20 protein-coding genes are annotated in these 16,345 nt (G+C 36.0%); 8 read left to right on the top strand and 12 right to left on the bottom strand.

Annotated elements, in window-relative coordinates; genetic code table 11:
- Positions 1-5 precede the first annotated feature (5 nt).
- From C8D70_RS18925 to ruvX, 5 genes are all read right to left on the bottom strand, one after another.
- On the bottom strand, positions 6-881 hold the full coding sequence (locus tag C8D70_RS18925) for an SdiA-regulated domain-containing protein (protein ID WP_110368333.1): 876 nt from the start codon (positions 879-881) through the stop codon (positions 6-8).
- Between the two features lie 56 nt (positions 882-937).
- Positions 938-1,705: a nucleoside triphosphate pyrophosphohydrolase gene (mazG, locus tag C8D70_RS18920; RefSeq protein WP_076597179.1), complete on the bottom strand. Its 768-nt coding sequence runs from the start codon at positions 1,703-1,705 to the stop codon at positions 938-940.
- A gap of 232 nt (positions 1,706-1,937) precedes the next feature.
- A complete protein-coding gene (locus C8D70_RS18915; protein WP_076597178.1) occupies positions 1,938-2,498 on the bottom strand; it encodes a DUF5606 domain-containing protein in 561 nt (186 codons plus the stop codon).
- A 74-nt stretch (positions 2,499-2,572) separates the two neighbouring features.
- The gene (def, locus tag C8D70_RS18910) at positions 2,573-3,145 is read right to left on the bottom strand and encodes a peptide deformylase (protein WP_076597177.1); all 573 of its coding nucleotides are present in this window, start codon (positions 3,143-3,145) and stop codon (positions 2,573-2,575) included.
- On the bottom strand, positions 3,142-3,558 hold the full coding sequence (gene ruvX, locus C8D70_RS18905; protein WP_076597176.1) for a Holliday junction resolvase RuvX: 417 nt from the start codon (positions 3,556-3,558) through the stop codon (positions 3,142-3,144). Before ruvX ends, def begins: the two co-directional genes overlap by 4 nt.
- Positions 3,559-3,673: 115 nt before the next feature.
- Between ruvX and C8D70_RS18900 the strand changes: the two genes are divergently transcribed.
- The gene (locus tag C8D70_RS18900) at positions 3,674-4,150 is read left to right on the top strand and encodes a SixA phosphatase family protein (RefSeq protein WP_062675602.1); all 477 of its coding nucleotides are present in this window, start codon (positions 3,674-3,676) and stop codon (positions 4,148-4,150) included.
- On the top strand, positions 4,131-5,024 hold the full coding sequence (locus tag C8D70_RS18895) for an archaemetzincin (RefSeq protein WP_110368332.1): 894 nt from the start codon (positions 4,131-4,133) through the stop codon (positions 5,022-5,024). Before C8D70_RS18900 ends, C8D70_RS18895 begins: the two co-directional genes overlap by 20 nt.
- Positions 5,025-5,129: 105 nt before the next feature.
- Here C8D70_RS18895 and C8D70_RS18890 read toward each other — a convergent pair whose 3' ends face one another.
- Positions 5,130-6,674 (bottom strand): serine hydrolase, encoded by a 1,545-nt coding sequence (locus C8D70_RS18890; protein ID WP_110368331.1) that lies wholly within the window; start codon positions 6,672-6,674, stop codon positions 5,130-5,132.
- Positions 6,675-6,762: 88 nt separating this feature from the next.
- On the opposite strand from C8D70_RS18890, the gene C8D70_RS18885 reads away from it, so the two are divergent.
- From C8D70_RS18885 to C8D70_RS18865, 5 genes are all read left to right on the top strand, one after another.
- Positions 6,763-7,230: a hypothetical protein gene (locus C8D70_RS18885; protein ID WP_136521046.1), complete on the top strand. Its 468-nt coding sequence runs from the start codon at positions 6,763-6,765 to the stop codon at positions 7,228-7,230.
- A gap of 58 nt (positions 7,231-7,288) precedes the next feature.
- Positions 7,289-7,786, top strand: a complete 498-nt coding sequence (locus tag C8D70_RS18880; RefSeq protein ID WP_110368329.1) for a metallophosphoesterase family protein — start codon at positions 7,289-7,291, stop codon at positions 7,784-7,786.
- A 103-nt stretch (positions 7,787-7,889) separates the two neighbouring features.
- Positions 7,890-8,384 (top strand): Smr/MutS family protein, encoded by a 495-nt coding sequence (locus tag C8D70_RS18875; RefSeq protein ID WP_076597171.1) that lies wholly within the window; start codon positions 7,890-7,892, stop codon positions 8,382-8,384.
- Positions 8,385-8,402: 18 nt separating this feature from the next.
- Positions 8,403-9,119, top strand: a complete 717-nt coding sequence (locus tag C8D70_RS18870; RefSeq protein WP_110368328.1) for a DUF3822 family protein — start codon at positions 8,403-8,405, stop codon at positions 9,117-9,119.
- A gap of 85 nt (positions 9,120-9,204) precedes the next feature.
- On the top strand, positions 9,205-9,777 hold the full coding sequence (locus C8D70_RS18865) for an RsmD family RNA methyltransferase (protein ID WP_110368327.1): 573 nt from the start codon (positions 9,205-9,207) through the stop codon (positions 9,775-9,777).
- On the opposite strand, the gene C8D70_RS18860 is transcribed toward C8D70_RS18865, so the two are convergent.
- Positions 9,774-10,121 carry a winged helix-turn-helix transcriptional regulator gene (locus tag C8D70_RS18860; protein ID WP_076597168.1) on the bottom strand — a complete coding sequence of 116 codons (348 nt, stop codon included), beginning with the start codon at positions 10,119-10,121 and terminating at the stop codon, positions 9,774-9,776. The genes C8D70_RS18865 and C8D70_RS18860 overlap by 4 nt on opposite strands.
- An 85-nt stretch (positions 10,122-10,206) precedes the next feature.
- On the opposite strand from C8D70_RS18860, the gene C8D70_RS18855 reads away from it, so the two are divergent.
- Positions 10,207-10,806, top strand: a complete 600-nt coding sequence (locus C8D70_RS18855) for a nitroreductase family protein (RefSeq protein ID WP_076597167.1) — start codon at positions 10,207-10,209, stop codon at positions 10,804-10,806.
- Between the two features lie 81 nt (positions 10,807-10,887).
- On the opposite strand, the gene murI is transcribed toward C8D70_RS18855, so the two are convergent.
- From murI to C8D70_RS18830, 5 genes are all read right to left on the bottom strand, one after another.
- Positions 10,888-11,718 carry a glutamate racemase gene (murI, locus tag C8D70_RS18850; protein ID WP_110368355.1) on the bottom strand — a complete coding sequence of 277 codons (831 nt, stop codon included), beginning with the start codon at positions 11,716-11,718 and terminating at the stop codon, positions 10,888-10,890.
- Positions 11,719-11,777: 59 nt separating this feature from the next.
- Positions 11,778-12,902 (bottom strand): radical SAM family heme chaperone HemW, encoded by a 1,125-nt coding sequence (gene hemW, locus C8D70_RS18845; protein ID WP_110368354.1) that lies wholly within the window; start codon positions 12,900-12,902, stop codon positions 11,778-11,780.
- Between the two features lie 99 nt (positions 12,903-13,001).
- The gene (locus tag C8D70_RS18840) at positions 13,002-13,952 is read right to left on the bottom strand and encodes a PorP/SprF family type IX secretion system membrane protein (RefSeq protein WP_076597165.1); all 951 of its coding nucleotides are present in this window, start codon (positions 13,950-13,952) and stop codon (positions 13,002-13,004) included.
- Between the two features lie 51 nt (positions 13,953-14,003).
- Positions 14,004-15,077, bottom strand: a complete 1,074-nt coding sequence (locus C8D70_RS18835) for an RluA family pseudouridine synthase (protein ID WP_170872093.1) — start codon at positions 15,075-15,077, stop codon at positions 14,004-14,006.
- Positions 15,078-15,153: 76 nt separating this feature from the next.
- On the bottom strand, positions 15,154-16,245 hold the full coding sequence (locus tag C8D70_RS18830; RefSeq protein WP_110368326.1) for a PASTA domain-containing protein: 1,092 nt from the start codon (positions 16,243-16,245) through the stop codon (positions 15,154-15,156).
- Positions 16,246-16,345: the final 100 nt, after the last annotated feature.

Below are 16,345 nucleotides of genomic sequence, written 5' to 3'. Positions count from 1 at the left end.
AAAATTTAGTTTAAAGAAAAAGTATACACCATTCCACCTTCATTCTTCCCTTTCTCATCTGCAATCATTAATGTTTTATCATCAAAGAAAACAAGGGCTTCCTTCTGGGAATTATGATTTAATGGAATTTTCTGAATTTTAGCAGAATTAAAATCGTTAGCGGTAAATCCGGTAAGAACATGTATATTTTTATGCGTCAGCAATACAATTTTATCTTTTGTACTGTTGATGGTTGCAGATGTAATCGCGGCATCATTATATCCACCCTGAAGCTTCAGTGTTCCTATTAACTTCGCTTCAAAATAACCTTCTTTATTGGGTACCTGGAATACAAGGAAAGTTCCGTCAAAACCTTTGCTTCTGTTTTTGGTGAATAAGTAAAAATTCCCGTCCATTTCAACAAAAGCTTCACAGTCATACAGCAAATTTGATTTTTTTGGAGGAAACTCAGTCTGTCCCTGATAATGAAATTTTGTGGTCTGAACAACTTTAGTAACAATTTGTTTACTGTCTTTCAAATCTGTTTTTAAGATCGCCAGATCCTTTCTGTTATTATCATTATTACCAAAATCTCCGATATAAATATTTCCCTGAGAGTCAGATATAACATCTTCCCAGTCTGTGTTTTCAGCATTTTCTACCGGTATTTTTGCCAGCATATCACCTTTATCGCTCAGTCCGTATATTGCATTTTCATTTCCTCTGTCCTCTATTGCCCAGATTGTTTTCTTATCCTTTGATAAAGTAATTCCGGAAACTTCCTTCAACTTTTTAGGTAAGGTAAACTGAACTTTCAATTCATCCTCATTAGTGGGAGAATTCTGAGCTTTTGGATTGCAGCTTAATAAAAGCAAAGCAGGTAAAATAAGCAAACGTAACATATCTATTTTTATTATTTTAATTGAGTGTAAGAAGCATTAATTGTTCCCATCAGGAATTATGAAAGTTTTTTTGCTTTTTCCCAGAGAACGTCCATTTCTTCCAGAGACATATCTGCCAGTTTCAGATCCTGTTCCTCAGCCAGACTTTCCATCTTTTGAAATCTTGAAATAAATTTGAGATTGGTTCTTTCCAAGGCAGAATCAGGATTGATTCCTGAAATTCTTGCATAGTTAATCAAAGAGAAAAATACATCACCCAACTCCTGTTCTTTCTTATCCAGATCAGTCTCCGCATGAAACTCCTGAATCTCTTCATCTACCTTTTTCCATGCATCTTCTGCATCGTGAAACTCAAAACCTATTCCTTTCACTTTATCCTGAATTCTGTAGGCTTTTACCAAACTAGGCAGACTTTTCGGAACTCCGCCTAAAATAGACTTATTTCCTTCTTTCAGTTTCAATTTTTCCCAGTTCTGTTTCACTTCTTCTTCATCTTTCACTTCAGTATCACCATAGATATGAGGATGGCGGAAGATCAGCTTTTCATTAAGTGAATTGATGACATCTGCTATATCAAAACTTTCTTTTTCAGAACCAATTTTAGCATAAAAAACCAGATGAAGCAAAACATCACCCAGCTCTTTCTTTATTTCCTGTAAATCATTCTGCAAAATAGCATCTGAGAGTTCATAGGTCTCCTCAAGGGTAAGATGGCGAAGAGACTCTAACGTTTGTTTCTGATCCCACGGACATTTTTCACGCAAGTCATCCATAATATCCAGTAATCTTCCGAAGGCCTCCAGTTTCTCTTGTTTCGTATTCATTGTTTGAAAATTCAATCTTATACAAATGTAAGGGATATTCGGACATCATTACAAACGTTCGAAGTAAAAGTTGCGAAGTGCAGAATCCTGATAGATTCGATATGGAAACCTAACAGATTTTCAAAACCTGCTAGGTTTGGAATACTAGCATGTAATTATCTTTTGTTTGAAAAAACAAAAAACCTTGTCCGGAATTTCCGGACAAGGTTTTATATTTTAATTCAAAAATGAATTATCCTTGTTTTCTGTGTGTGCTTTTCGGAGCTGATTTTGCAGCTGAAGTAGCTTTTACTTTTGGAGCAGCAGGCTTTTCTGCTTTTGGAGCTGCTTTTTTAGTATCTTTTTCAATGCTTACTTCTTCTGCAGCAGGTTCACCTTCTAAAGTTTCAGGCTCTGCTTTTACAAAGCTATCAGGAGTGATGTATCCTGCTTTGTGAAGGATGTTGTACCATTGAGCCAATTTCTTGATATCAGAAGCGTATACTCTTTCTGTATCATAATTAGGAAGAGATGCCAACATGAAATCTTTCAAATCTGCCTCAGAAGATTTGTGAGAAATAGTTTCCTTATAATTGTTGTTTTTAGCAATATTTTCAAATACTTCAAATAACGGAACTTCTTTCTCAAATGTAAACATGGCAATATTGTCCAATAAACTTACCTGGCTTGAGTTTCCAATGCTTACTTTTTTCTTGTTGGTAACATCTTCAATGATGAATCCGTTTCTTAATTGAGAAACTAATTTGAAAAGTCCTGGTTTTCCAGAAATTGAAATTATTTTTTCTAACAGCATAATTTTATTTTTTGTAAATTCTGCAATCAGCACTGGCTTTTTGCTTTTTATTATTCGTTTTAATCCTTATTTAATTACTTTGGAAATCTCATTTTGTAACCGATGTTTACGTCACCCTGAGAGATTTTAGTCAGCTTACCTTTTACCAGTTTCTTCTTCAGAGCGCTAAGGTGATCGGTAAACAGAACTCCTTCAATGTGGTCATATTCATGCTGAATTACGCGGGCTCTAATATCGGAAAAAGTTTCTGTATGTTTCACAAAATTTTCGTCATAATATTCAATAACGATTGTTCCTTTTCTTTTTACATCTTCCCTTACATCCGGAATAGAAAGACAGCCCTCATTGAACTTCCATTCTTCACCTGATTCTTCAAGAATCTGAGCGTTGATGAATACTTTTTTAAACTCTGCCAACTCATCTTTAATATCTTCATAATCTTCATCTTCTGCAAGAGGTGTTACATCTATCACAAACAGACGGATATCCAAACCAATCTGTGGCGCTGCAAGACCTATGCCATTTGCGCTGTACATGGTTTCGAACATGTTATCTATCAGTTCCTGTAATTCGGGATAGTCTTTTTCTATATCTTTTCCTACTTTTCTCAAAACAGGATCCCCAAAAGCTCTTATCGGTAATATCATCTTAATCTTTGTTCTAAAAAATTCTGCAATATGATGGTTGCACTTACTTTATCTATTAACCCTTTTTCCTGCCTCTTCTTTTTGTTTTTTCCACTTTGGGAAATAAAGAATGAAGCCATTTTGGAAGTAAATCTTTCGTCAAAACGGTGAACCGCAATATCCGAAAATTCTTTTTTAAATTCTTCTATGAATTTTAAAATATCCGTTTCTATTTCTGAAACGTTTCCTTTCAAATCTATGGGAAGTCCAATTACGACTTCATCGACCTTGTTTTCATTGAAATATTTTTTCAAAAAATCCATTAGAGAACGGTTCTCTACAGTCTCCAGCCCACTGGCTATAATCTGCATATCATCCGTTGCAGCGATACCACAACGAGCCTTTCCGTAGTCTATTGCAAGGATTTGTCCCATAAGTCTGCAAATTTAGTAAAATTTACTGATTTTATTCATAACGCAGTTTTTTTATATAAATCATGTTTTATTCCATTATTTTTTTTATAATTTTAATCTTCCAAAAAACAATTATATGAAGAAACTCATCCTCGTAAGACATGCAAAAAGCGACTGGCCGGAAGAAACGGAGGACTTTGACAGACCTTTGGCAGACAAAGGTCTGGAGGATGCTATGCACATGTCCAGATTCCTGAAAAACAATAATATTTCCATTGATCATTTTGTGTCCAGCCCCGCGGTTCGTGCACTGAACACCTGTAAAATTTTTAATCAGGCGTATCAGTTAAATTGTTCAACTGATGAAAAATTATATAATCCTTCGGAAAGAAGTTTTGAATCTGTAATTTATGATCTGGATGATAACCTGAATTCGGTAGCTTTCTTCTCACACAATAATGGAATTTCCAATTTTGCCAATTCCATTTCTGAGGATATTTTCCATTTCCCCACCTGCGGAGTGGCTGGTTTTGAGGTAGACTGTGAATCCTGGTCTGAATTTGATGGGGCTAAAAAGAAACTGCTGTTCTTTTATGAGCCTGGGAAAATATAATTTTACATCCTTATTTTTTTATGTCACAATAATTACTCTTCTTTTCTCATGTCAGAAACAGAACAAAACTTACTATGAGTCTATCGTAAAGAATGACATAAAACTTTCCTCTTCCCCCAACCCCGGAAGCTGGAGGTACAATCATGATGAACATTTCCAAACATTTGAAGATTTTCAGAAATTAAAAAAAATAAAACCCGAACCTGGAAAAAACACCATCTATCTTCAGCCTATCGGAACTTTTGATGAACTTCAGAAAAAGGAAATAGCTCTCACAAAAGAATACTTAAAAATATATTACCAGCTGGAAACAAAAATACTGCCTGCTCTGCCTAACACCATCTTTCCTGAGAACGTCAAAAGAAGGACAAAAGAAGGACAGGAACAGTTACTGGCAGGATATATACTGGACAGCATTCTTATCAAAAGAAAACCAAAAGACGCTGTAGTACTGATGGGAATTACCGAAAAAGACCTTTTTCCAAAACCGGAATGGAATTATATTTTCGGACTGGCTTCTTATGAAGATGGTGTAGGAGTAACATCGATGTATAGATTTGCCAACGGTCATTTAACTGATTCAAATTTTAATGAAAGTCTTTTAAGATTAATAAAAATCAGTTCACACGAAATTGGCCATATGTTCGGAATCAGCCACTGCCTGAATGCCAACTGTGTGATGAACGGAACCAATTCATTATCGGAAACTGATTATCACCTGGCAAGAGCCTGCTCGTTATGTCAAAGAAAACTGAATTCAAGCATCCATTATGACAATAAAAAAAGACTTCTTGAATTAAAAAATTTCTTTGAAAAGCAACATTTTAACACAGATCTTTCCTTAGCACAGCAGGACCTTAACCTCCTTCAGTAAAATATTAGTGTTATTTGTGAACAATTAACGCAATTCGTGTTTGAGCAACAAAAAAGAACGGACCAATGCCCGTTCTTTATAGAATATCTTTTATGCTTTCGCTTTTTACTTCTTTTTCAAATCCAGATCATCAAAATCAAAACTGAAATCTGTTACGTCAGAAATTGCTTTTAATCTTGCAGATTCTGCTTTTCCGGTTTCATCATAATTGAAAATAATGTAGGCATCCGCATCATAGCTTCTGTCGTCCCATTTGATAATGAAAGAATTATTGGAATAAGGAAGCAGCTCTCCTTTTAACCTTGGAGAGTTTTTGCACGCAATTCTGTAGCTATTTCCCTGTTGTGTAATTTCTACATCACCAAACCATACATCATTGTAAGTTCCTGTAAACTGTTCTGCTTTTGGCTGTAAAGATTTTTCTTTTTTAAAGGCTTCAGATTTTGCAAAAGCATCTTTCTTCTGTTTATTGAATTCAGCTTCCATTTTAGACATTCTGTCGCTATAGGTTTTCAGCCAGTTTCTGTCTGCTATCCCAAGATAAGAATCTTTCACGGTATTCGTAATGGTATTGAAAGCGGCTCCGGACTGTTGGTTCGTCAATACTACAATTCCCAGTTTCATATCCGGAATTAAAGTAAATTGGGTAACCGTTCCGATCAATCCTCCGGTATGCTGTACCTGTTTGTGTCCTTTAACATCGCTCAAAAACCATCCTAAACCGTATCCATAGAAACTTGTGTCATAAGGGTTTTTTGCAGCCACTCTATCTGGAATCTGCAGACTCCAAAGTTGTTGAACATTCTTATCCGAAACCAGTTTTTTACCATCTTTTGTGGTGAAATTATTCAACAGACATTCTGCCCAGGTCGTCATATCTTTGATATTACTCATAATTCCTCCTGCTGCATTACCTGTTTCGTTCCAGTCGTGAGGAACAGCAATTGCTTTTCCATCTACCGGAGCGTGCGCATCAATTTTGTTTGCTATAGCTTTTGCTCTGTTATAACTTCCGAAACTTGAAGTCATTCCCGCCGGTTTCATAATTCTTTGCTCAATAAATTCTGCCCAGCTTAATCCGGAAACTCTGTGAATTACTTCTCCGGCAACAATAAACATGATATTGTTATAATCCAGTGTTGTTCTGAAAGGATTTTCAGGCTTCAGGTATCTCACGTTATGAACAATATCATTAACTGTTAAGCTTCCCCCTTCCGGAAAAAACATAAGATCTCCCTGCCCTAGTCCTAATCCCGCTCTGTGCGTGATAAGGTCTTTGATCGTTACATTTTGAGAAACGTAAGGATCATACATTTGAAATTCAGGAATATACTTTGAAACTTTATCATCCCAGTTCAGTTTTCCTTCATCCGCAAGAATTGCTAATGCCACACAGGTAAACCCTTTGGAGTTGGAAGCAATTCCCACTAATGTATTATCGTCCATAGGCTGCTTCGTAGTAAGAGAACGAACTCCAAAGCCTTTGGAATAGGTTACTTTTCCATCTTTTACAATTCCTACCGACATTCCGGGTACATCAAAGGTTTTCAGGGTGTTCCGGATCAGCTCATCCAGCTTTTTTTCTTCAACCTGCGCATTGGCCAATCCTACGGTCAAAAGAAAAATGAAAAAAGAAAGTTTCTGTTTCATTGTTTATTTTAATTTTCCCAAATTTACTAAATATTAAGCGATGCTAATTTTAGCCGTGCTAAAACTTTACGATAAATCAGCAGTATTCATGAAAAAGCCTATTTCTATCTGTATTTTCTCTCTTTTCACTATCAGTGGTATCAAAGCCCAGGACAGAACTTCCAATCCTTTGCTTTTACAAACCTGGAATTTAAGTAAAATGGATACTTATATCTATACTTATGAAAAGCAGGATGGTTTTGAGGCAAGAAGAGAAGGGATCAGATTTCAGAAAAACGGAAAAATTACAGGGAATCTGATTAAATCTACTTTAAGGTATGATACTTTGGAAGAACCTGTTACTAAAAAAAGTGAAAAACCAGACCGTTATATCGGGAGCTGGAAAAAAGCTTCAGATTCTACAGTGACTCTGGTCTTTCCTTCCAATACCAATATGACTGGTACTTTTGTTATTTCAAAGCTTACGGAAAATCAACTAAAACTAAAAAAGGTTTTCAGTGCAGCTATTGAAATGAAACTGGATTCTATCAGAAAAACAAAAAATATTACTGATTAGGATCTCCTGTGAATTGATAAAAGCTTCTTTATATTTGCAGTTTTAAAAATGGCAGTACATGACAAAAGTTCTTCTCCTTTCCGATTCTCATTCTTATATAGATGACCGGATCCTGGAATATGCTTCTCAGGCCGATGAAGTATGGCATTGCGGAGATTTCGGAAGTCTGGATGTGATTGAACAGCTTGAAAAAATAAAGCCTCTGAAAGGCGTTTACGGAAATATTGATAATGCCAAAATTCAGGCTGAGTTTCCGGAAGTCAACCGTTTCTTTTGTGAAAACCTGGAAGTGTTGATGATTCACATTGGGGGTTATCCTGGAAAATACGCTCCACTCACTAAAAAAGAAATTGCTGAAAAAGCACCGAAATTATTTATTTCAGGTCATTCTCATATTTTGAAAGCAATGTATGATGAAAAAAACAGTCTTCTCCATCTGAATCCCGGCGCGTGTGGAAAACAGGGATGGCATAAAGTAAGAACGATGATGCGTTTTGTGGTGGATGGTGAGGAAATCAAGGATCTGGAAGTTATTGAACTGGGATCAAGAGTGTGATAAGTGAGAGAGCTTGAGAGTTTGAAGAAAAAGGAGTTTGTGTTCATTCGTTTTACTTTCTACCTTTGCACAAATATTGGGTTCAGACAAGTCTTAAAAAAATATGAAGATCGGCGATAAGGTTTCGGTAGTGGACGAGGATTTAAGCGGGGTAATTACTTCCGTGAAGGGAAATATTGCCGTTTTTAAAGATGAATATGGCTTTACCCATCAATATCCCAAAGAAAAACTGGTTCCTAAAGATTCGGATCTCTATGAAAATATCAGAGTCGTAAGAAAAGCCGAGCCTAAAAAAATCATTTCTAAGAAACATCAGAAAAATCATTTGGTTTTAGACCTGCATTTTCATAATTTGGTAAAGAATCCCAATGACTATGACAGCTTCGAAAGACTATTTATACAAAAAGAAAGACTGATTGAAGTGATTGAGTTTTGCAGAAAGAACAACCTGAAAAGACTGGAAATTGTTCACGGCATTGGTGACGGGACGTTGCAGAGGATGGTTCGGGACGTACTGGAAAGCCAGGTTAATATTGATTTTTATAATAAGGAAATACTTCACCATCAATCGGGTGCGGTAATGGTAGAATTTCACTAAATTTGCAGGAATTGAAATATGAACGTACTTAATTTACTTTTTACCAAAGACGGATTGATCTATCAGATTGTTAAGAACAAAAACATTCTGGAGGAAAAGTCTTATTTCGTTACTGAAGAGACACCAGCCAATCTTATTGATCAAAAGCTGGATGAAGTTCTTATTAAGCAGCGCTATGAAGAAATCCATGTGATTTCAGCTTTTAATCATTTTACCCTGATGCCTGAAGGTTTTTCTGAGCATGAGGCAGGATTTGACCTGATCGCTTTCAACGCTCCGACTGACAGAGAAAAGGAAGAGCTGATGCTTTCTATCAACAAAAAATTCAATATTCAGTTTTATTATACTTTTCCGAAAAACTATTATAAGAAAATAAAAGAGCTGGCTATACCGGTTCATTTTAATTTTTCAGGGGAAAAGTTTCTAAGTTCGATCAATAACAAGGCAGGCAAGGAAATTCACATCAATCTTTATCATAACCAATGTGAGTTTTTTGCGATTGACAATAAAAAAATAATCCTTTATAATAACCTTGATGTCAACTCAGAAGTAGATTTCCTTTACTTCATTATGTTTACATTGAGTAAGATAGGTTTTGGAATCAATGAAACCAGCTTTTATGCTTATGGAGAAACTACGGAAAATGAAACCTTCATCTCCGAACTTCAGAAATTTGTTAAAAACCTGAAAATTGTTTTTGACAATATTCCCAATAAGAATTTTATACTTAACTAGGTTGCAGGCCGCAGGTAATAGGAATTGAATACTAGACACAGTCACCTGCTACCTATAATTTACCACCTAAACCCTAACAAAAAATATGTTCAGAATAATATCAGGCAAATGGAAAGCCAAAAAAATTGCCGCTCCAAAAAACTTTGAAGTAAGGCCTACCACCGATTTTGCGAAGGAGGCTTTATTCAGCATTCTGGAAAACAAATATGATATGCAGTCGGTTTCCGTGCTTGATCTTTTTGCAGGAATTGGCTCTATTACCTTTGAATTTGCTTCCAGAGGATGTCAAAATGTTACTTCTGTAGAATTGAATCCAAAGCATACCGCATTTATCAATTCTACTGCTTCTGAGCTTGATATGGCACTTCAGATCAATGTACAGAGAGGTGATGTATTTGACTGGCTTAAAAAATTCAGAAATAAAAAATCTTTTGAAATTGTTTTCTCTGATGCTCCTTTTGAAATGGAAGAAAAGAAGTATTATGAATTGATTTCTTTGGTTTTAAACAATAAATACCTGAAGGAAAATGGAGTTCTCATTGTAGAGCACCAAAGCCGTATGAAGCTTGACCATCCTAATTTAACAGATACCCGAAAATATGGAAACGTAAGTTTCAGTTTTTTTGAACCGAATAAAGAAGATAATCAGGAACTTTAATTCCTGATTATTTTTTTTGAAATTATCGGAGCAGCTTCGCCCCATTTTGTGATCGCTTCCAAAACAGGCAGAAGTGTCTTTCCAAAATCTGTCAATTCATATTCCACCACTAAAGGAGGTTTTTCCGTAAAAACTTTTCTCTCAACAATTCCGTCTTCTTCCAGCTGTTTTAGCTGCAAGCTTAATGTTCTTTCCGTAATGGTAGGAATAGACTTTCTTATCTCGTTATACCGTTTGGCTCCGCCAATAAGGTGATGTAAGATTACTGCTTTCCATTTCCCTCCTATAAATTTCATCGTAACGCTGGTACAGCAGGGATAGGATTTATTATCAATTGTATACATTTTTTATACTATCATTTTTTACCGTTATTGCAAAGTTAATAAACTTAAATTACTTTTGTAACTATAAAAATGATAGTATAAAATTATGAACTTTTTAGACCAAATGAAAAACAGGTATACTGTAAAAAAGTATAACCCACAGGGAAAAATCAGTGAAGAACAAATTGCAGCACTTCAGGAGATCTTACATTTAAGTCCTTCCTCCATTAACAGCCAGCCATGGAATTTTATTTTCGTTAATGATCCGGTACTGAAAAAGCAATTGGGGGATAAGTCTTATTTTAATAAAGAAAAAGTGTTGGACAGCAGCCATGTTATTGTCTTTCAGGTGATCAAAAATGTAGAAAACTTTGAAAAACAAATAGAGGAAAACCTTCCGGAAGGTGCTGTTAATTATTACCGCACCATGGTAAAACCTAAAGGAGAAGAAGCCATAAAATCATGGCTTGGGCATCAGGTATATTTGTCACTAGGGGTACTTTTATCTGCTTGTGCAGCAATGGGAATAGATTCTACTCCTATGGAAGGAATTGAACCTGAAGGATATGATGCTATTCTGAATAATGAAAAATATGAGACGTTATTTGCCGTAGCTATCGGGGAAAGAGATGAAGCAGATGCTAATCAGCCTCAATTCAATCCGAAGAAAAGGCTGAATGCTGAGAAAGTAATTGTGGAGGCTTAGTTTTAAACACAAACTTCACGATCTTTTTCACAAAGAACACTAATAAAAAAGTCTGCTTCAAGATGAGGCAGACTTTTCTATTTATAATACTTTCAATTCCAAATCAATTGATTTTCCGAAGAATTTCTTAGAGATTTTCTCAAAGTTCTTGGTAATATCCGAAAGATAGAAATGATAATTGGGCTTTGAGTTATGATCATTTAAGAGATTGTACTTATCCAGAATGATCTTCAGATGATTGGCTACAATATTCGGAGAGTCTATCACACGGACTCTGTTTCCGTAATACTGTTTGATTTCATCTATTAAAAGTGGATAATGGGTACAGCCCAGAATCAACGTTTCAATATTTTTTAATTTATTATTACTTAAATAATTATAAATAATAGCGTGCGTGATCGGATGATTTTTAAAACCTTCTTCAATAGCAGGAACCAATAATGGTGTAGCCAGTTCGTCTACTTTGATCCATTTATTATGTTTTCGGATGCTCTTTTTATACAATCCTGAATTCACAGTTGCTTTGGTGGCAATCACTCCTACATTAGTATGGATTTCATAAGATACCTTTTCAGCAACAGGATTAATAACGTCTATGACCGGAACTTTTCCTGCAACTGACTGCATAACCTCATTCAAAGCATTAGCCGTTGCCGTGTTACAGGCAATTACAATCGCTTTACAGTTCTGCTCCAGCAGAAAATTGGTAATCTTGGTAGAGTATTCAATAATCGCATCCTTGGACTTTTCTCCGTAAGGAAGGTGCTTTGTATCTCCAAAGTATATCAGATCTTCGTTAGGAAGAAGTCTTTTGATTTCTTTGGCAACGGTAAGACCTCCTACTCCACTGTCGAAAATTCCGATAGGCTGGTTGGATGAAAGATGTGAAAAATCTTGTTTTTTCGTTTTCAAATGAGCTGAAATTTTATACAAAAATAATGAATTTTTAGTATACCATATACAACAAACTGTTATACAATAAACAAATCCGAAGCAATTCCATCGGCCATAAACCAATGCTTTTCAGGAATTTTTAAATGGTCATTTTCAATAAGTAAAATTCCGTCTTCTATTTTCGGTTTGATTTCTGCTTGAAAATGCTCCAGTTCTCTATCTGAGAATTTATTTTTTAAACTTTCCAAATCTACGCCCCAAATAGTTCGTAAGCCGATCATGATCATTTCATTAAACTGATCTTCTTTGGAAAGAATTTCTTCTTCTTTGGCTAATAATTTATCATTAAGCTTTTTGATGTATTGCTGATTATTGGCTACATTCCAGCTTCTGACATCAAATCCGTTATAAGAATGTGCCGAAGGACCAATTCCAAGATATTCCTGGTATTTCCAATAAGCAGAATTGTGGCGTGAATAGAAGCCTGGTTTTGCAAAATTGGAAACTTCATAATGTTCAAAACCATTATCTTTTAAAAAGTCAGATAAATAATAGAATTCTTTGTTTTGTTCTTCCTCTTTAGGACTTTTTACTTTTCCTTTTGATATCCAGTTTTCCAAAGCAGTTTTGGGTTCAACAGTCAATGCATATGAGGAAATATGAGGAACTTCTAAGACAATGGTTTTATTCAGATTTTCTTTCCAGATTTCAAGATTGGAAGTGGGTGAACCGTAGATCAGATCAATACTCAGGTTTTCAAAGCCGAAATCCTGTGCTCGTTTGATAGAGCTTTCTGCTTCGGAAGCACTGTGAGCCCTGTTCATGAGTTTCAGATCTTCTTCAAAAAAACTTTGAGTACCAATGGACAGTCTATTCACTGGTGTTCCTGCCAGTTGTTTTAAGAAATCTTTATCCAGATCATCAGGGTTGGCTTCCAGTGTGATTTCAATATCTTTTTCAAAGCTGAAATTCCGCAATACTTCATCTATTAAAGAATTGATTTCATCCACAGAGAGAATAGAGGGAGTTCCGCCTCCAAAATACAGGGATTTCAGGTCTTTGTTCTGCAATTCATCCTTTCTCAGTAATATTTCAGTTTTCATGGCGTGAAGCATTTCATCCTTAAAATTCAGGGATGTTGAAAAATGAAAGTTACAGTAGCTGCATTTTTGTTTACAGAACGGAATGTGAATATATATCATAAAAAAGCTCTGAAAAATTTCAGAGCTCAAATTTATTTAAATTAAATTAATTTAAGCTCTGAAAAATTTCAGAGCTCAAATTTATTTAAATTAAATTAATTAGTATCTAAATCCTCTGGCATTAATGAAGTTGTCGAAGTTATATCCCAGACCAATCATGAAGCTGTTTCCACCATAGCTCTGAATATCGGATAATCCAAGGTTATAAGTAGCTCCAATCATGAATTTGTTGAATCTTACTTTTACAATTGGAGAGATGCTCAGGTTCTGATTGTCAAATCTGTTCTGAACCGTTCTGTAGCTTACCCCGAAAGAGAATGCATTAATATCATTGGAGAATGTCGCCATCAAATTCCAGTCGACCATTCTTGTTGAGTTTGTATTAAGGTTGATTAATGCTGACGGTGCAATGGTAATATTATCAGCAATGTTCCAGTTGTATCCTAAATTTAAGAAGAATTTAATTGGAGAAGGCTCATAGTTGTTTACGATAGAAGCATCATTACTTAATGCGATATCATTTACGGAAACACCCCCGAATAAGCCTCTGTAGGTAGCCGCCAAACCGAAGTTGGCATACACCATAAAGATGTTACTTTCTTCCCCTCTTAATAGTGGATCACCACCTTCTTCCGTATTGATTTTTGAATAGTCAAAATTCATATTATAGAAGTTAACACTTGTACCGAAAGAGAACTGGTCTTTTCTGTCTCCTTCACTACTTAGCGGAATAAAATATGAAGCACCAGCCGTGATACCACCCGCAGAGATCGGTCCGTTACTGTCTCTGAATACGGAAATACCAGCACCTACTCTATCAAAGATATTCGCATTAATCCCGATTGACTGAACATTAGGAGAATTACTGAATTTTGAAAATTGTTGTTGATAATTGGCGTTGAGCTGTACGTAATCTGTTTTTCCGTATTGAGCTGGGTTGAACAGGAACTCACCATCCAAAAGATATTGCTGATAGTATGGTAGTGATTCTTGTGCTTTGTATGCATTTGACAAAAGAGCTAAACATACGATAGCATATAGTTTTCTCATAACAAATCTTGATTTCAATTCAACAAATATAAAAAAATTCTCAATATATTTTTAGTTTTCTAAATAATTTCTCCATTTTTTTACAGCATCCGCCATATCTTTGGGCATTGGGCTTTCAAAATATAATTCCTTTTTTGTGGTTGGGTGTATAAATCCAAGGGTATGGGCATGAAGGGCATGTCTTGGCAAAATTTCAAAAACATTTTTAATAAATTGCTTGTATTTCGGAAGATTTATCCCTCTTAAAGGCGTATGTCCTTCATATCTTTCGTCATTAAACAAAGTATGCCCGATATGTCTGAAATGTGCCCTGATCTGATGTGTTCTTCCGGTCTCAAGTTTACATTCCACCCAGGTCATATATTTGAATCTTTCAAGGACTTTATAATGTGTCACTGCATGTTTCCCCTGGCTGCCATCTTCATAAACAGACATCTGCATTCTGTTTTTAGGATGCCTTCCGATATGACCTCTGATGGTTCCCTCTTCATCCTGCATATTTCCCCACACAAAAGCCCAGTACAGTCTTTTCGTAGTTCGGTTAAAGAACTGTTTTGCAAGGAAGCTCAATGCATATTCATTCTTGGCGATCACCAGTAGTCCTGAGGTATCTTTATCAATCCTGTGAACCAATCCTACCCTGTCAAGATCAGATTTCTCCCCGTTCTTTTCAAAATGAAAAGCCAGTGCATTCACCAATGTTCCGTCCCAGTTTCCGAATCCGGGGTGTACCACCATTCCAGCTTCCTTATCCACAACAACAAGGTCATCATCTTCATAAACGATATTCACCGGAATATCTTGTGGAATAATAACATTCTCTCTAGGAGGGTGGGTAAGCAGTACAGAAATCTGATCTCCCGGTTTTACCCGGTAATTCTGCTTTACTGCAGTTCCGTTCACTATCACATTTCCGGCTCTGCAGGTCTGTGAAATTTTATTTCTTGAAGAATTCTGCCTGTATATTAATAGGAACTTATCTATTCTTAAGGGTTCCTGCTTGCTGTCAACAGTGATATTAAGATGCTCATACAAACCTTTATTTTCCTCGTCAATATCGATATTTTCGATACTGTTGGAATCTAACAATTCTTCATCTAAAAAATCTTCGTTATCTTCTGACATTGTTTTATTTTTTTTTTACACAAAAGGCCTCAACATTTTGCAGTTGAAGCCTCTGTTTATTTATAATAATTTTATATTAATCTATTTGCACTTTAGCTTTTTTAGGCTTTTGAGCAGGCTGCTGTGTCGTTGCTGAAGCAGCCGGTTTCGCTGTACTTCCAGCTGAAGGAGTAGTGGTAGAAGTTTTAGGCTTCTCTGTATTTTGACCTGCAGGTTTAGAAGTTGTAGTCTGAGGCTTTGGAGTCTCAGTTTTCGGTACTTCTGGTTTTGGAGTTTCTCTTTTAGGAGCAGAAGCCGGTACAACCGGAGCGTCATAACTTGGCTCACTGTGTACTTCTTCATATCGGACCGGAGGAAGTGAAGTATCCACTTTCATACGATAGATAGAATTCAACTGCTCTACTTTTGCTCTTAATTCTGCCGGAGTTTTCTTACTTGCCCAAAGGTCGATCTGCATTCCCTGATCACGAACATCTCCGGAGGCAGGATCCTGATAATAGATAATATCAGACTCATCTTTGCCTCCGTCTTCATGATCTACCAATCCTACTTCAAACATACTCCTGGCAATTACAGCTCTCGCTTCTTTTACCGTAAGTCCAACTACATTAGGAATGGAAATATTTCTCATAGGCCCGGAACCAACCACTACATCAATCGTTGAGAATCTTGGTAAGCGGGTACCCGGATTTACAGCATTTCCTTTATATAATATTCTTAAAAGAGCGTCCTTCTGAATACTAGGTTCATAAATCGTATCACCAATTTTAAGACCTACCTGATCCAGTCTCTGGAATGCCAGTCCGGAATATTTATTGATTACATTAGGAACCGCAATAGGAGCCCATGTTCTTGGATTTACCTTAAGTGTTATCGTTCTTCCGTCTTTTACACGGGAACCTGGCGCAGGATATACCTGTAACACCTGGAATGGTCTGTATTTAGGATCGTAATTGGCACTGTCTACTTCATATTCCAGCCCTGTATCATCTAAAATTTTAACGGCATCATGTACCGATTTATTTACAATATTGGGAACAGGAATTTCCTGACCGTGATTCGTATGGTACTCCAACCAGCGAAACGTAAGCCATACAAGACCCACGAAAATACCGATGGCTACTACTAAATTCAGTAAAACTTTCCAATTGAAAAGTGATTTAAGCATACTTAAAAATACTTTAATTATAACCGCAAATATAGCTAATAATTTTAGAATGGACTTTTTATTTAACACAATTCATTTTTGATTTTAAAATTTGCTGATT

Origin of the sequence: Chryseobacterium sp. CBTAP 102 (assembly GCF_003201365.1) — a bacterium.
Lineage (GTDB): Bacteria > Bacteroidota > Bacteroidia > Flavobacteriales > Weeksellaceae > Chryseobacterium > Chryseobacterium candidae.
This window is presented reverse-complemented; position numbering and strand designations above follow the sequence as displayed.

Excerpts from the sequence above, each read along its gene's own strand:
- hemW (WP_110368354.1), bottom strand. The coding sequence starts at position 12,902 with ATGATATATATTCACATTCCGTTCTGTAAACAAAAATGCAGCTACTGT.
- C8D70_RS18880 (WP_110368329.1), top strand. The coding sequence starts at position 7,289 with ATGACAAAAGTTCTTCTCCTTTCCGATTCTCATTCTTATATAGATGAC.
- C8D70_RS18865 (WP_110368327.1), top strand. The coding sequence starts at position 9,205 with ATGTTCAGAATAATATCAGGCAAATGGAAAGCCAAAAAAATTGCCGCT.
- C8D70_RS18855 (WP_076597167.1), top strand. The coding sequence starts at position 10,207 with ATGAACTTTTTAGACCAAATGAAAAACAGGTATACTGTAAAAAAGTAT.
- C8D70_RS18925 (WP_110368333.1), bottom strand. The coding sequence starts at position 881 with ATGTTACGTTTGCTTATTTTACCTGCTTTGCTTTTATTAAGCTGCAAT.
- C8D70_RS18835 (WP_170872093.1), bottom strand. The coding sequence starts at position 15,077 with ATGTCAGAAGATAACGAAGATTTTTTAGATGAAGAATTGTTAGATTCC.
- C8D70_RS18885 (WP_136521046.1), top strand. The coding sequence starts at position 6,763 with ATGAAAAAGCCTATTTCTATCTGTATTTTCTCTCTTTTCACTATCAGT.
- C8D70_RS18830 (WP_110368326.1), bottom strand. The coding sequence starts at position 16,245 with ATGCTTAAATCACTTTTCAATTGGAAAGTTTTACTGAATTTAGTAGTA.
- ruvX (WP_076597176.1), bottom strand. The coding sequence starts at position 3,558 with ATGGGACAAATCCTTGCAATAGACTACGGAAAGGCTCGTTGTGGTATC.
- C8D70_RS18870 (WP_110368328.1), top strand. The coding sequence starts at position 8,403 with ATGAACGTACTTAATTTACTTTTTACCAAAGACGGATTGATCTATCAG.
- C8D70_RS18860 (WP_076597168.1), bottom strand. The coding sequence starts at position 10,121 with ATGTATACAATTGATAATAAATCCTATCCCTGCTGTACCAGCGTTACG.
- C8D70_RS18895 (WP_110368332.1), top strand. The coding sequence starts at position 4,131 with ATGAGCCTGGGAAAATATAATTTTACATCCTTATTTTTTTATGTCACA.
- C8D70_RS18900 (WP_062675602.1), top strand. The coding sequence starts at position 3,674 with ATGAAGAAACTCATCCTCGTAAGACATGCAAAAAGCGACTGGCCGGAA.
- C8D70_RS18890 (WP_110368331.1), bottom strand. The coding sequence starts at position 6,674 with ATGAAACAGAAACTTTCTTTTTTCATTTTTCTTTTGACCGTAGGATTG.
- C8D70_RS18840 (WP_076597165.1), bottom strand. The coding sequence starts at position 13,952 with ATGAGAAAACTATATGCTATCGTATGTTTAGCTCTTTTGTCAAATGCA.
- C8D70_RS18915 (WP_076597178.1), bottom strand. The coding sequence starts at position 2,498 with ATGCTGTTAGAAAAAATAATTTCAATTTCTGGAAAACCAGGACTTTTC.
- C8D70_RS18875 (WP_076597171.1), top strand. The coding sequence starts at position 7,890 with ATGAAGATCGGCGATAAGGTTTCGGTAGTGGACGAGGATTTAAGCGGG.
- mazG (WP_076597179.1), bottom strand. The coding sequence starts at position 1,705 with ATGAATACGAAACAAGAGAAACTGGAGGCCTTCGGAAGATTACTGGAT.
- def (WP_076597177.1), bottom strand. The coding sequence starts at position 3,145 with ATGATATTACCGATAAGAGCTTTTGGGGATCCTGTTTTGAGAAAAGTA.